The sequence below is a fragment of the Streptomyces sp. AA4 genome, assembly GCF_000158875.1.
Lineage (GTDB): Bacteria > Actinomycetota > Actinomycetes > Mycobacteriales > Pseudonocardiaceae > Amycolatopsis.
Genome location: NZ_GG657747.1, coordinates 108,580 through 121,457 on the forward strand (window position 1 = coordinate 108,580; position 12,878 = coordinate 121,457).

Consider the following 12,878-nt stretch of genomic DNA (forward strand, 5'->3'; position numbering starts at 1 on the left):
CGTTGTTCAGATGCCCAACCGGTGCAGCAGCTGCTCTTCCAGCCGGTCGAGTTCGCCGGTCACCGCTCGGTGCGCGGCCTTGCGCCGAGCCGCGGGCATGCGCTCGGCGGCGCGCACCGTGGCCGACAGCTGCTCCAGCGTCGACTGCGTTTCGAGCGCGAACTTCTGGTCCGCTTCGGTCGCCTTCGCCGACTTCTTCAGCTCGCCGAGCCCCTGCACGAGACCCGCGATCCGGGCGTGCAGCGCCGCGCCGCGGCCGGTGTACTCGCCGAGCTGATCGACGGCCACGCCCAGCTTGCGGGCCTGGTAGCGGTCGTATGCCTCCCGCGCCGCGCCCGCCGCGCGGACCGCGTACGGCGCGAGCACCGGCAGCACCGCCGGTCCGAGCACCTTGGCCACCGCGACCGCGTTCTTCGCCTTCTTCGGGGTGATCCGGGCTTCACCCTCGTCCTGCTTGGCCTTGTCTTGCTTGGCCTTGCGCGCCATGGCCGTTACCTCCCACGCCTTCTCCGGATGAACTTACTGGTCCCCGACCTGACGGGCATGTCGGCTCGCGCGGGGAATGTCGTACCCACGATCTATTGTGATCGCTATGGGAGACGAGGTGTTGCTCGACGCGGGAGCAGTGAGTCGTTGCCGCCGCCGGGTGCACCTGGAACACGACCCGGCGATGCGCGACGTGCCGCTGCCGCCGCCGGATCCGACCGCGCAGCAGCGGATCGACGACGCGACCGCGCACCGCGAGGAAATCCTCGAACAGCTGGTCGCGGCCTCGGGGCCGGACGCCACCTGGGCGCGAGTGCCGCGCACGGCGCCCGCGGGCGAGCGGGTGCGGCTCACCGAGCAGGCGTTCGCCGATGCCACGCAGTACATCTGGGGCGCGTTGCTGCCTCCCGATCCGGCGGGGCACCGGCGCGGCGGCATCGACCTGCTCGTGCGCGTCGGCGACGGTTACGTGCCGGTGCTGGTGGTCCGGCACCGGATCACCGATCGCGGGCAGGGCGCGCCCACCACCGCGATGACGGAGCTGGACCCGGCGCGCCGTTCGCCGGACGAGCTGCGCAAGGTGCGCTCGCAGCCGCGGGACCAGCTGCGGCTCGCGCATCTGCGGCGAATGCTGGAGACGTACGGAAAGGCGGCCGGCGGAGGCGCGGTCGGCGGGGTGATCGGCCTCGACGCCGATGTCGTCGTCTGGCACGACCTCACCGCGGGCACGTGGCCGGGCGGTCGCAGCGCGCTGGACGAATACGACGCGCGCTTCGCGGACCGGCTCGCGGTGGCGACCGCGGCCGCCACCGGAGCCGAGGCGCTGGCCGCGCCTTCCCGCGTGCTCGAATGCCGCCGGTGTCCCTTCTGGACGACGTGCGAGGTCGTGCTCACCGAGACGCGGGACGTGAGCCTGGTGGTGCGCGGCGAGGACGCGGGCGAGCTGCGCCGCGTCGGAGTGTCCACTGTGGACAAGCTGGCCGCGCTGGACCCGGCGGCCGAACCGCCGCCGATGAACTGGACCGGCGGCACGTTCTCGGACGCGATCATGCTGGCCAGGGCGTGGCTGGCGGACCTGACGGTGGTGCGCCGCACGCCGGAGGTCGAGGTGCCGCGCGCGGACGTCGAGGTCGACGTGGACATGGAGAGTTTCGGCGATTCCGGGGCTTATCTGTGGGGCACGCTGCTGTCCGGAGCGGACATCGGCGTGCCGCGGGGGTACCGGGCGTTCGCGACCTGGGAGCCATTGCCGACGGTGGACGAGGCCCGGTCGTTCGCCGAGTTCTGGACCTGGTTCACCGACGTGCGGGAGCGGACTCTCGCCGCCGGGCTGACTTTCCGGGCGTACTGCTACAACGCGCTCGCGGAGAACCGGTGGCTTTTCGGGTCCGTCGAGCGGTTCGGGGACTACCCCGGGATACCGGACAAGCGGACCGTGCAGTCCTTTGTGGACTCTGACGAATGGGTGGATCTGTTCCGCAGCGTCACGGATCAGTTTCTGTGCTCGCGGGGCAAGGGCCTGAAGGTGATCGCGCCGGTCGCCGGGTTCGCCTGGCGGGATCCGGAAGCCGGCGGCGAGGCCTCGATGCGGTGGTATCGCGACGCGGTCGGCATGGACGGCGAGGTCCCGGACGACGACCAGCGCGAGCGGCTGCTGCGCTACAACGAGGACGACGTGCTGGCGACCAAGGCCCTGCGGGAGTGGATGAGCGGGCGGGCCCAGGACGAGGTCCCGTACATGCTGGACCTCTGACCGCCCAGTCTCCTTCTGGTGCTCGTTGCCGCCCGACGCGCTCTCGCCTATACTCGTCGGCGAGTACTCGCTGACGAGGAGGTCGGGTGTGAAACGGCGCAAGGTGTCCAATTTGCTGGGCCTCGCCGTGCTGTCCACGTTGTGCGAGCGCCCGATGCACCCGTACGAAGCCGCCGCTCTCCTGCGGGAACGCGGCAAAGAGGGCGACCTGAAGATCAAGTGGGGCTCGTTCTACACCGTGGTCGGCAATCTCGAAAAGCACGGCTTCGTCGAGGCGGTGGAAAGCGTGCGGGAGGGGGCCCGGCCGGAGCGGACCGTCTATCGGATCACCGAAGCCGGCCAGGCCGAAATGGAGGACTGGATCGCCGAACTGCTCGGCGAGCCCGACCCGGAGCCGACCCGGTTCCACACCGGGCTGTCCGTGATGCTCAGCCTGGGGCCGGACGCGGTCGACCGGCGGCTGGCACAGCGAGTCGGCGAACTCGAGCAGATGATCGCCGACCGCGAGGAGTCGCTGGCGAAAATGCGGACCGAGATGTCCCGGCTGTTCCTGGTGGAGAGCGAATACCAGGTGGCGATGTGGCGCGCGGAGGCCGAATGGGTCCGCGGGCTGCGCGAGGAGCTGGCCTCCGGGGCGATCCCGGGGGTCCAGGAATGGCGGCACTACCGGGAAACCGGGGAGCTGCCCGACCTGACCGCCTTCGTCCCGGACGAGGGCGAATAAAGAGGTCCCGGAGGAGGTGCTGGCACACCGCCGCCGGGACCGGGAACCGTCGAACCGGAAACCGCGAGTGCGGAACCCTGTCCTCAGGCTGCGTCGACAGGATACGGGGCACCCCTCGCGCGGCACTGGTTCGGTCTCAACCGAACAGGGAGAAACACATGGGGAACACCCAGGTCAAACGCCATCGCCGGAAGCTGCTGCCGGAGATGGAGGGACCGGTCGCCCGGGCGTACGCGCGGGGGCGGGGCACCGAACCGCAGCTGGTGCAGTACCGCGAAAACGCCGAAATGCTGGCCTCGGAGCTGGCCGAGGGCGCGGACGTGCTCGAGATCGCGCCGGGTCCGGGCTTTTTCGCCGTGGAGCTGGCCCGCACCGGACGGTGCGCGGTGACCGGGCTGGACGTCAGCCGGACGTTCGTCCAGTTGGCCAAGGAGTACGCGCGGGAGCAGGGCGTCGAGGTGGACTTCCGCCGCGGCGACGTGGCGGCGATGCCGTTCGCGGACGGCTCGTTCGACTTCCTGATCTGCCAGGCGGCGTTCAAGAACTTCGCCGACCCGGTGGACGCGCTCGACGAGATGCACCGGGTGCTGCGGCCGGGCGGCGTCGCGCTGGTGCAGGACCTGAACAAGAGCACCACGGACGCGCAGCTGGACGCCGAGGTGGCGCGGATGGATCTCGGCCCGGTGGCCGCGTTCACCACCGTTCGCACGCTCCGCGGGCTGCGGCGGCGGGCCTACACGCCGGAGCAGTTCAGCGCGACGGTCGCGGAGAGCAAGTTCCGCACCTGCGAGGTGACCCCGGACGGGATCGGCCTCGAGGTGCGGATGCGCAAGGAGTGACCGGACGAGCGGCGGTGCCGCCGAGGGGGCGGCACCACCGCTCGTCAGCGGGTCAGCGCGGGGCCATCCGCAGCGAGCCGTCCATGCGGACGACCTCGCCGTTCAGGTAATCGTGGTCGATCAGCGACAGGGCGAGCTGCGCGTACTCGTCCGGCCGCGCCAGCCGCTTCGGGAACGGCACCCCGGCAGCGAGCCCGGCGCGGAATTCGTCGCTGACGGTGGCGAGCATCGGGGTGTCGACGATGCCGGGGGCGATCGTCAGCACGCGGATGCCGTGCGAGGCGAGGTCGCGCGCGGCGGGCAGGGTCATCCCGACCACGCCGCCCTTGGACGACGCGTACGCCACCTGCCCGATCTGGCCGTCGAACGCGGCGACGGACGCGGTGTTGATGATGACGCCGCGCGCGTCGTCGGCCAGCGGCTCGGTCTTCGCGATCGCCTCGGAGGCGATGGTGACCACGTTGAAGGTGCCGATCAGGTTGATCTGGATGACCTTCGCGTACAGCCCGAGGTCGTGCCTGCCCTTCTTGGACAGGATGCGCGCGGACGGGCCGATGCCGGCGCAGTTGACCACCGTGCGCAGCGGTACGCCGGAGCCGGCCGCGGTGTCGACGGCGGCCTGCACCTGGTCCGGGTCGGTCACGTCGGCCTCGACGTAGGTGACGCCGTCGATCTGCTCGGCCTTCTCGATCGAAGGCGCGAGGTCGAGGGCGAACACTCGCGCGCCTTTCGCGGCCAGCGCCTTGGCGGTCGCGCCGCCGAGCCCGGACGCGCCACCCGTGACGAGCGCTGCGGTGTCGGTGATCTGCATCTTCAGCCTTCCTCCTGCTCTCCGGTGCCGCGGTGCACCTCCGCGCCCAGGTTAACGCTCGTTCGCACCGCTGCCGGAGTGTGTCGCCTCACCCGCTTCTCGTCGCGAGGAGTATTCGGCCGCGACCGCTTCCGTTAGCGCTGAGGTCAACTCCGGCTGTCACCTTCAGCGTCATGAGCTCAGCTCGGATCGTGGTGGTAGGGACGGGATACGTCGGATTGACCACGGGGGCTTGTCTCGCGAGCCTCGGGCACCGCGTCACCTGTGTGGACGTGGACGTGGCGAAAGTGCACCGGCTGTCGGCCGGGCGCGTGGACATCCTCGAACCAGGACTGGCCGAATTGGTCACCCGCGGACTGGCGAACGGGCGGCTGTCGTTCGTGGTCGGCGCGCGGGAAGCCGTCCGGAGCGCGGAGGGCGTGTTCCTCTGCGTGCCGACGCCGATGGGCGCGGGCGGGTCCGCGGATCTGCGCGCGGTGGAGGCGGTGACCGAGGAGATCGGCGACGTGCTGCCGGCCGGCTGCGCGCTGATCACGAAGTCGACGGTGCCGGTCGGCACCGCGAAACGGATCCAGGCGATGGTCGGCCGCACCGACGTTCCGGTGGTGTCCAACCCGGAGTTCCTGCGCGAAGGCACTGCGGTGCAAGACTTCCTGAACCCGGACCGGATCGTGGTCGGCTCGGATTCGCGCGCCGCGGCCGCGTGGGTCGGGCAGCTGTACGGCGATCTCGCCGCACCGGTCGTGGTCGCCGACGCGGCGAGCGCGGAACTGGTCAAGTACGCGGCGAACTGCTTCCTCGCGCTCAAACTGTCCTATGTGAACTCGATCGCCGAACTGTGCGAACGGCTCGGCGCGGACATCGACCTGGTCACCGAAGGCATGGGCTACGACCGCCGGATCGGCCGCACCTTCCTCAAACCCGGCCCGGGCTGGGGCGGTTCGTGCCTGCCCAAGGACACCAGCGCGCTGGTCAAGGTCGCCGAATCGGTGGATTACGACTTCCGCATGCTGACCTCGGCGATCGACGAGAACATCGCCCAGCGCGACCGCATCGTGGCGAAGATCGCCGGCGCCTGCGGCGGAACGCTGGCCGGCGCGCGGATCGGTGTGCTGGGCCTGGCGTTCAAAGCGGGCACGAACGATTTGCGCGATTCTCCCGCGCTGGCAGTGTCTTCGGTGCTGGGCGCGCTCGGCGCGGAGATCACCGCGTACGACCCGGCGGTTTCCGGCGGCATCGCGGGGATGACCGTCGTGGACGATCCGTACCAGGTCGCCAAGGACGCGGATGTCGTTGTGGTGCTTACCGAATGGGCCGAGTTCCGCAATCTCGACTGGGTGGCGATCGCGGACGCGATGGAAGGCGACGACGTCGTCGACACCCGCAATCTGCTCGACCCGGGGATGATTCTCGACGCGGGGCTGTCGTGGCAGGGCGTCGGCCGTCCGCGCGCGGCCCGGCGGCGGGTTCCGGTTTCCTGATTGGAGATCCGCTTCCGCTGAGCTATGCTTTCCGGCGGCATCGCGTGTCGGTCACCGGCTGGGTGAGGCATGGAGGTGCTGGGATGCCTTCTGGAGGCATTGCTTCGTGTCTGTTTCTCTTGAACTGAATCATCTGATGGTCCCGTCCCGGAACAACCGGGAATCCGCCGAATTCTTCGCGCACCTGCTGGGTTTCGAGATCGGCGAGGAATGGGGCCCGTTCCTCCCGGTCGAAACCAGCAACGGCGTGCGGCTCGACTTCGCCACGGTTCCGGACGCCGATCGCAAGCTGCAGCACTACTGTTTCCTCATCCCGGAGGACGACTTCGACGCGTTTTTCCTGCGGCTGAAGGAAACCGGGGTCGCCTATCACGCCGATCCGATGGGCAGGCAGGTCGGCGAGATCAACCACAACCACGGCGGCCGCGGCGTGTATTTCCTTGACCCGGGCGGAAACGGGATCGAGGTCATCACCCAGCCGTACGAGCCGGAGCGCAAACGGCCCGCCAGCTGGTAAGTCCATTGTAGACGGACGGCGGGCGGGTCACAGCGGAAGCGAGGCCCACCCGCCGCCCGCGGCCAGCAGGGTCCGCACGCTCTCCGCGTGATCGGAGAACGCGGCCAGGTCGGCGTGCAGCAGCGCGGCCCGCTCGGAATCGAGCGGGTCCGCGTCGTCGCGCCACAGTCCGAGCGTCCAGTTGGCGGCCAGCAGCATCGAGCGCACCAGCCCGGCGACCGCGGAATCCGGCTGGTCGTGCGCGGCGAGGATCTCGTCGCACGCGGCGAAGCACCGTTCGAGGCCGCGGACGGCTTCGGCGGGCGTGCCGTCCCAGTCCGGACCCGGCCAGGCGCACGAGCCCAGCGCGAGCCACAGCTGCCAACCGGCGGTCAGTTCGGCTTCGTCGCGGGGCGTCCAGTGCGCGGCCATCTGTCGAGTGTGCGCCCCGGCGGCCGGTTTGCCGCCGGGGTTTTGGCCGAGGTCACGTACGTGGCTGTTCCCACAACCAGAACTCGATCCCCTGGTCGTCGGCACAATCGGCCGTTCGGCCGTACGGCTGGTTCTCCACCTCTCCCGCCCGGCCGCCCTGGTCGCGCACCCGGCCGAGCGCGGCCTCGAGGTCGTCGACGGCGAACATGAGCTTCCATCCGGTCTGCAGTTCCGAGCCGCCCCACAGCCCGCCGGGCAGGCCGTGGCCCTCGATGCGCCACGCGGTCGGCAGGCTGCCCTGGCTGAACTGCCAGCCGAGCACCGCGCCGTAGAACGCCTTGGCCCGGCCGTCGTCGGGCACCTGGAAGGTGAAGTACCCGGCCTCGCCGTGCTGATACGTGCGCTCCGCGGGCGCCTTCGCGCGCGGCGCGGCCTGTGCGACCAGCCAACGCTGGCCGTACGGGTCCTTGATCGAGCCGCTCAGCCCGTAGCCGCGGTCCTCGACCGGACGCAGCAGTTCCGCGCCCAGCTCCACCGCCCGCCGCGCCGCGCCGCGGGGGTCCGGCACCTCGACGCGCACCATCGCGCCGCCTTCGGGAGCGACGACGTTGCCCATTTCCGGGAACTCCTCGGCGAGCATCAGCACGCTGCCGCCGATGTCCAGTTCGGCGTGCCCGACCCGGCCGTCGTCCATCACGATCGGCTCGGACCGGCGGCGCGCGCCGAAGACCTCGACGTAGAAGTCGAGCGCGGCCCGGGCGTCGGTCACGACCAAATACGGCGTGAGCGCGCCCGTTTCGACCTGCTGGGGCGTGGTTTCGGTGGTGGTCATCTCCGCTCCGTTCAGGATCAGGCGGCGGAGGTCGTCCCGCAGCTGCTCGGCGAAGGCCGGATCGGGGTCGGCCGGAGTCGGGGGCAGGGCGAGCGCGTCGAACGGTTCAGGCATCGCGTCCCTCCTTCTCCCGGTAGCTGCGGCGGAACGCGGTTTTGGCCCGCGTCAGCAACGCCTCCGTCGCGTGGATGGTCCGGCCCAGGTGCGCGGCGACGTCGCGCACCGGCAGGCCGTCGACGTACCGCAAGGTGAGCACCGCCCGATGCGAGACCGACAGCGATTCGAGGACCTGCCGTGCGCGCAGGGCGTCGAGTTGCTCGTCCCAGGGATCCTCGACGTCGTCTTCGGCGTCGTGCACGAGCCGCAGCCCGCGCTGTTCCCGTTCGGCGCGCCGCCAATGATCGGCCAGTTTGTGCCGGGCCACCCCGATCAGCCAGGGCGTGCTCACCGGCGGCGCGTGGTCCTTGCGGCAAGCGGCGACCGCGCCGAGGAACGTCTCCGACGTCAGTTCCTCGGCCAGCACGCGGTCCCCGCACCTCGCGAGCAGGTAGCCATAGACCTCCGGCAGGGCCTTTTCGTAAAGGCCGAGCAGCGCGAAGGCCGGGTCTGGCTGCACCCGAGGTTCCGTCACATCTCCACCGTCGTGCGGGAGCGAGGTTTTCCGTCGGTCGAATTCTCAGCGAGGATCGGGCAGTTTGCGAGCCAGGCCGCTCACCAGCAGCGCGAGCGCCGCCAGAATCCCGATGACCAGCACGAACGCGCCCTGGTATCCCAGCGCGCCCGGCCCGCTCAGGCTGGCGAACAGGCTGCCCAGCACCGCGACGCCCAACGCCAGCGACGTCTGCTGGGTCGTGGTCAGCACGCCGCCGCCGACCCCGGCCAGGTCGGCGGGCACTCGCGAAAGCACGACCCGGAACAGCGTGCTCATCGCGAGGCCGTTGCCGACGCCGATCAGCACCATGGCCGGGGCCAGCTGCCAGATCGACAGGTCCGGCCAGTCCGCCAGCGCAGTGCCGGCGAGCGCGATCAGCCCGACGGCGAGGACCACCCCGCCGATCGGCACGACCTTGCGGCCGAACCGGGCGACGAGGTGACTGCTGACCAGCGAGGTCGTGAAGTACGCGACGGCCATCGGGGTCAGCGCCAGCCCGGCCCCGAGCGGACCGAGGTGCAGGCCGTTCTGCAGGGTCACCGCGTAGACGAACATGAACGAACCGAAGGTGCAGAAGAACGGCACCGCGACGGTCAGGCCGTGCCGCACGCTCGCGGTGCGCAGCAGGGCGGGCGGCAGCAGCGGCGTGCCGCCCGCGGCCTCGAGCTTCCGTTCGACGCGGGCGAAGCCGTATGCCGCGAACGGGAAGACCACCAGCAGCGCGATGCTCCACCACGGCCAGCCGAGCGCGCGGCCCTCCATGATCGGGATCAGCAGTGACAGCAGCGAAACGGCCAGCAGCACGGTGCCCCAGCGGTCGACGCCGAGCGGGTTGCTCGCCCGGCTGTCCGGCACCGCACGGCGCGCGAGCAGCAGCCCGAAGATCCCGATCGGCACGTTGACCAGGAAGATCGGCCGCCAGCTGAGGTCCCACACGTTGGCCGCGACCAGCGCGCCGCCGAGCAGCTGCCCGACGACGGTGGCGATGCCGCCGGTCGCGCCGTAGAGGCCGATCGCCCGCGAGCGGCGTTCGCCCGTGGTCCCGGCCTGGATGATCGACAGCACCTGCGGCAGCAGCATCGCCGAAGCCGCGCCCTGTGCGACGCGGGCGATGACCAGCGTGGCGGCGTCCGGGGCGACGCCGCAGGCCAGCGAGGTGAGGGTGAACAGCGTCAGGCCGAGCAGGAAGAGCCTGCGGCGGCCGAAGGTGTCGCCGAGCCGTCCGCCGAGCACGAGCAGCACCGCGTACGCGATGCCGTAGCCCGCGACGACGAGTTCGAGCGTCGCGGTGGACGCGCGCAGGTCGGCATCGATGGTGGGCAGGGCGACGTTGACGATGAAGAAGTCGATGATCGGCAGTGCCGCCCCCAGCAGCACGGTGATCAAGCCGGCGGACGAGAGGCCCGTCCTCTCCGGCGTCCCGACGGCGGCGGTGGCCGTTGCCGGGGCGGTGGTGGTAGTCGTCATGAGTACTACGTTCCGCCGCGCGAGACCCTGGTACCAGGTGTGCTTTTATCCTGGTACTGGGACTACCTGGTAACAGGGTCGGAGCTGTGCTTACCTGGTATTCGTGACCAGTGGCATCGAAGACCGCCTCCGCCGGACCGAACTGGGAGAGTTCCTGCGCAACCGGCGCGGCCGCATCACGCCCGAGCAGGTCGGCCTGCCGATCGGCGGCCGCAGGCGCACGCCCGGGCTGCGCCGCGAGGAGGTCGCGCAGCTCGCCGGGGTCGGGGTCACCTGGTACACGTGGCTCGAACAGGGCCGCGACATCAACGCGTCCGAGCAGGTGCTCAGCGCGATCTCGCGCACCCTCCGGCTCGATCCGCACGAACACGTGCACCTGTTCACCCTCGCCGGCGCGCCGGAGCCGGTGACGGAGAAGAAGAACTGCTCCGCGATCACCCCGTCGATGCACGACATGATGGTCCAGCTGGAACCGTTCCCGGTCGCGGTCCGCAACGCGCGCTTCGACGTGCTCGGCCACAACGCCGGTTACGACTGGCTGATGGGCGGCGTCGACAAGATCCCGTACGAGGAACGCAACACGCTGGTCCAGTGCCTGCTCAATCCGGAGTGGAAAGAGCGGATGGTCGACTGGGAGCAGAACGTGCCCCGGATGGTCTCGTCCTTCCGCGCCGCGATGGCCGAGCACATGGGCGAACCCGGCTGGAAGTCGCTGGTCAAACGGCTCATGGCGGAGTCGCCGTGCTTCGCGGACCTGTGGAGCCAGCACGACGTGAACACCGAACAGGCCAAGAGCAAGCGCTACCTGCACCCGGAGGCGGGCCTGCTGACGTTCGACTTCACCTACCTCTACGCGGGCCGCCGCTCGGAAATCCGGATGTCGGTCTACACCCCGGCGAACGACGAGACGCTGGAGAAACTGCGCGAGTTCGTGCCCAAGACCCGGTAGCGCAAGCGGGGCACGCCGGCGGCTAATGCGGTCTCGACATACCGCGCCGCGCGTAGCCCCATCCCGCGCTTCCCGACGGACGCGCCCGGCCGCCTTCCCCGGTAGCTTTCGCTCCATGCACTACTGGTGGCGGGCCCAGAACCCGTGGTTCGGACGGGTGTTCCGGACCTTCGTGGTGCTCGCCTTCGTGCTCGGCGGTTCGAGCGCGTCCGGTCGCTGGCAGCACGCCCCGCACCCGCTGAGCCCGCTCGGAGCCGCGTGGCTGGCCGCGACCGTGCTCACCCTGCTGCTCGTCCACCGGTATCCACTGCCGCTGTTCGTGCTCACCGCGGCTTCGGCGTACGCGTACTACCTGTCGACCGAGCCCGGCGGCCCGGTGATCATCGTCCCCACCATCGCGCTCTTCGTGCTCACGCGCCGGCACGGGCCGGTGGTTGCCGGGAGTACCGGCGGAGCTGTCCTCGTGGCGGCGTACCTCGTCCACGTCCTCGTGGAGCAAACGTTTGCGGTCGGCGCTTGGGCGTTGTTCGCCGTGGTCTGGATGGCCGCCGTGATCGGCATCGCGACCGCGGTCCGGTTCCAGTTCGCGGCCGTCGCTGCCCGGCGCGAGCAGGCTGACGAGCACCGGCATCGGATGGCCGAGCAGGAGCGGCTGCGCATCGCGCGCGAGGTGCACGACGTTGTCGCGCACAGCCTCGCGATGATCAACGTCCAGGCGGGCGTCGCCGCGCACGTCGCGGATCGGCGGCCGGAGGAGGCGAAAGAGGCGCTGCTCAACATCAAAGCGGCCAGTGCGTCCGCGCTCAACGACCTCCGCGCGACGCTGGCCGTGCTGCGGTCTGGCGAGAACCGTGCGCCCGCGCCGAGCCTCGCGCAGGTCGACGAGTTGCTCGACCACGCGCGCGCCGCCGGGTTGGCCGTCGAGTTGCACGGCGAACCCGGCGAGCTGCCCGCGCCGGTGGACGGCGCGGCGTACCGGATCCTGCAGGAGTCGCTCACCAACGTGGTCCGGCATGCCGACGGGGCACAGCGCGTCGAGGTCCGCTTCGAGCGGAAGCCGGGCACGCTGGTCCTGACCGTGCGCGACGACGGACGCGGCACTGCTCAGCCGACGCCCGGCCACGGTCTGCGCGGCATGCGGGAACGGGCGACGGCGCTCGGTGGGAGTGTCGAAGCGAGCGTCACCGGACAGGGTTTCCAGGTGCGGGCGGAACTGCCCGTGGAGGGGGAGAAATGACCATCCGCGTCGTGCTGGCCGACGACCAGGCCCTGGTCCGCGCCGGATTCCGGCTGCTGCTCGACACCGAGGACGGGTTCGAGGTGGCCGGGGAGGCGAGCGACGGCGAGCAGGCCGTCGCGCAAGCCGTCGAGCACCGGCCGGACATCGTCGTGATGGACATCCGGATGCCCGGCACCGACGGCCTCGAAGCGACCCGCCGGATCACCTCGCACCCCGCCCTCGGCGGCGTGAAAGTGCTGGTCCTGACCACGTTCGACGTCGACGAGTACGTCTACGAGGCCCTCCGCGCCGGGGCCAGCGGCTTCCTGCTGAAGGACACCGAACCGGTCGAGCTCCTGCACGCGCTGCGCGTCGTCGCGGCGGGGGAGGCGCTGCTCGCCCCGACCGTCACGCGCCGGTTGATCGCCGAGATCGTCGGACGGCCGGAGCACCGGCGGATCGACACCTCGGCCGTGCGGGAGGTGACCGAACGCGAACGCGAGGTGCTGGCACTGGTCGCGGGCGGATTGTCGAACGACGAAATCGCCGCCCACCTGGTGATCTCCGCGGCGACCGCGCGCACGCACGTCAGCCGCATCATGACCAAGATCGGCGCTCGCGACCGCGCGCAGCTGGTGGTGCTCGCCTACGAATCCGGCCTGGTCACTCCCCGCCGCGGCTCGCACGAATGAGCTAAGCCGGGAGAGTGAGTTACGCCGTGTCGGTGAACGTCGTCC

Annotated in this window: 14 protein-coding genes; 8 read left to right on the forward strand and 6 right to left on the reverse strand. The window is 70.6% G+C overall.

The window, feature by feature from the left end; all coding sequences use genetic code 11:
• Positions 1-6 precede the first annotated feature (6 nt).
• Entirely contained in the window at positions 7-486 is a 480-nt protein-coding gene (locus tag SSMG_RS39310; RefSeq protein WP_009085679.1) for a DUF6474 family protein, read from the reverse strand.
• Positions 487-592: 106 nt separating this feature from the next.
• On the opposite strand from SSMG_RS39310, the gene SSMG_RS39315 reads away from it, so the two are divergent.
• From SSMG_RS39315 to SSMG_RS39325, 3 genes are all read left to right on the forward strand, one after another.
• The gene (locus SSMG_RS39315; RefSeq protein ID WP_037718933.1) at positions 593-2,239 is read left to right on the forward strand and encodes a TM0106 family RecB-like putative nuclease; all 1,647 of its coding nucleotides are present in this window, start codon (positions 593-595) and stop codon (positions 2,237-2,239) included.
• A gap of 88 nt (positions 2,240-2,327) precedes the next feature.
• Positions 2,328-2,963, forward strand: a complete 636-nt coding sequence (locus SSMG_RS39320; RefSeq protein ID WP_037718936.1) for a PadR family transcriptional regulator — start codon at positions 2,328-2,330, stop codon at positions 2,961-2,963.
• 158 nt (positions 2,964-3,121) lie between these two features.
• Positions 3,122-3,802, forward strand: coding sequence for a class I SAM-dependent methyltransferase (locus SSMG_RS39325; protein WP_009085684.1), 681 nt, complete (start codon positions 3,122-3,124; stop codon positions 3,800-3,802).
• A 52-nt stretch (positions 3,803-3,854) separates the two neighbouring features.
• On the opposite strand, the gene SSMG_RS39330 is transcribed toward SSMG_RS39325, so the two are convergent.
• Positions 3,855-4,613, reverse strand: a complete 759-nt coding sequence (locus tag SSMG_RS39330; protein ID WP_037718939.1) for an SDR family NAD(P)-dependent oxidoreductase — start codon at positions 4,611-4,613, stop codon at positions 3,855-3,857.
• A gap of 173 nt (positions 4,614-4,786) precedes the next feature.
• Between SSMG_RS39330 and SSMG_RS39335 the strand changes: the two genes are divergently transcribed.
• Together SSMG_RS39335 and SSMG_RS39340 are read left to right on the forward strand one after the other, a co-directional pair.
• Positions 4,787-6,094 carry a UDP-glucose/GDP-mannose dehydrogenase family protein gene (locus SSMG_RS39335; RefSeq protein WP_009085688.1) on the forward strand — a complete coding sequence of 436 codons (1,308 nt, stop codon included), beginning with the start codon at positions 4,787-4,789 and terminating at the stop codon, positions 6,092-6,094.
• Between the two features lie 136 nt (positions 6,095-6,230).
• On the forward strand, positions 6,231-6,611 hold the full coding sequence (locus SSMG_RS39340; protein WP_199786437.1) for a VOC family protein: 381 nt from the start codon (positions 6,231-6,233) through the stop codon (positions 6,609-6,611).
• Between the two features lie 27 nt (positions 6,612-6,638).
• Here SSMG_RS39340 and SSMG_RS39345 read toward each other — a convergent pair whose 3' ends face one another.
• Genes SSMG_RS39345 through SSMG_RS39360 form a run of 4 tightly spaced genes read right to left on the reverse strand, consistent with a single transcriptional unit; the run spans position 6,639 to position 9,973 of the window.
• Positions 6,639-7,022: a hypothetical protein gene (locus tag SSMG_RS39345; protein WP_037718944.1), complete on the reverse strand. Its 384-nt coding sequence runs from the start codon at positions 7,020-7,022 to the stop codon at positions 6,639-6,641.
• 52 nt (positions 7,023-7,074) lie between these two features.
• Complete coding sequence (locus tag SSMG_RS39350; protein ID WP_009085693.1) at positions 7,075-7,968, reverse strand: VOC family protein; 894 nt, start codon at positions 7,966-7,968, stop codon at positions 7,075-7,077.
• On the reverse strand, positions 7,961-8,485 hold the full coding sequence (locus tag SSMG_RS39355) for an RNA polymerase sigma factor (RefSeq protein ID WP_009085696.1): 525 nt from the start codon (positions 8,483-8,485) through the stop codon (positions 7,961-7,963). The genes SSMG_RS39350 and SSMG_RS39355 overlap by 8 nt, the downstream gene beginning before the upstream one ends.
• 45 nt (positions 8,486-8,530) lie before the next feature.
• On the reverse strand, positions 8,531-9,973 hold the full coding sequence (locus SSMG_RS39360) for an MFS transporter (protein ID WP_009085697.1): 1,443 nt from the start codon (positions 9,971-9,973) through the stop codon (positions 8,531-8,533).
• 103 nt (positions 9,974-10,076) lie between these two features.
• Here SSMG_RS39360 and SSMG_RS39365 point away from each other — a divergent pair, with 103 nt between their 5' ends.
• From SSMG_RS39365 to SSMG_RS39375, 3 genes are all read left to right on the forward strand, one after another.
• Positions 10,077-10,922 carry a helix-turn-helix transcriptional regulator gene (locus SSMG_RS39365; RefSeq protein ID WP_037718946.1) on the forward strand — a complete coding sequence of 282 codons (846 nt, stop codon included), beginning with the start codon at positions 10,077-10,079 and terminating at the stop codon, positions 10,920-10,922.
• Positions 10,923-11,037: 115 nt separating this feature from the next.
• The gene (locus SSMG_RS39370; RefSeq protein WP_100266996.1) at positions 11,038-12,159 is read left to right on the forward strand and encodes a sensor histidine kinase; all 1,122 of its coding nucleotides are present in this window, start codon (positions 11,038-11,040) and stop codon (positions 12,157-12,159) included.
• Complete coding sequence (locus SSMG_RS39375; RefSeq protein WP_009085703.1) at positions 12,156-12,833, forward strand: response regulator transcription factor; 678 nt, start codon at positions 12,156-12,158, stop codon at positions 12,831-12,833. Before SSMG_RS39370 ends, SSMG_RS39375 begins: the two co-directional genes overlap by 4 nt.
• Positions 12,834-12,878: the final 45 nt, after the last annotated feature.

Bases quoted from the DNA above. Each gene is read 5' to 3' on its own strand.
- SSMG_RS39310 (WP_009085679.1), bottom strand. From the start codon at position 486: ATGGCGCGCAAGGCCAAGCAAGACAAGGCCAAGCAGGACGAGGGTGAA.
- SSMG_RS39315 (WP_037718933.1), top strand. From the start codon at position 593: ATGGGAGACGAGGTGTTGCTCGACGCGGGAGCAGTGAGTCGTTGCCGC.
- SSMG_RS39325 (WP_009085684.1), top strand. From the start codon at position 3,122: ATGGGGAACACCCAGGTCAAACGCCATCGCCGGAAGCTGCTGCCGGAG.
- SSMG_RS39330 (WP_037718939.1), bottom strand. From the start codon at position 4,613: ATGCAGATCACCGACACCGCAGCGCTCGTCACGGGTGGCGCGTCCGGG.
- SSMG_RS39335 (WP_009085688.1), top strand. From the start codon at position 4,787: ATGAGCTCAGCTCGGATCGTGGTGGTAGGGACGGGATACGTCGGATTG.
- SSMG_RS39340 (WP_199786437.1), top strand. From the start codon at position 6,231: ATGGTCCCGTCCCGGAACAACCGGGAATCCGCCGAATTCTTCGCGCAC.
- SSMG_RS39345 (WP_037718944.1), bottom strand. From the start codon at position 7,022: ATGGCCGCGCACTGGACGCCCCGCGACGAAGCCGAACTGACCGCCGGT.
- SSMG_RS39350 (WP_009085693.1), bottom strand. From the start codon at position 7,968: ATGCCTGAACCGTTCGACGCGCTCGCCCTGCCCCCGACTCCGGCCGAC.
- SSMG_RS39360 (WP_009085697.1), bottom strand. From the start codon at position 9,973: ATGACGACTACCACCACCGCCCCGGCAACGGCCACCGCCGCCGTCGGG.
- SSMG_RS39370 (WP_100266996.1), top strand. From the start codon at position 11,038: ATGCACTACTGGTGGCGGGCCCAGAACCCGTGGTTCGGACGGGTGTTC.
- SSMG_RS39375 (WP_009085703.1), top strand. From the start codon at position 12,156: ATGACCATCCGCGTCGTGCTGGCCGACGACCAGGCCCTGGTCCGCGCC.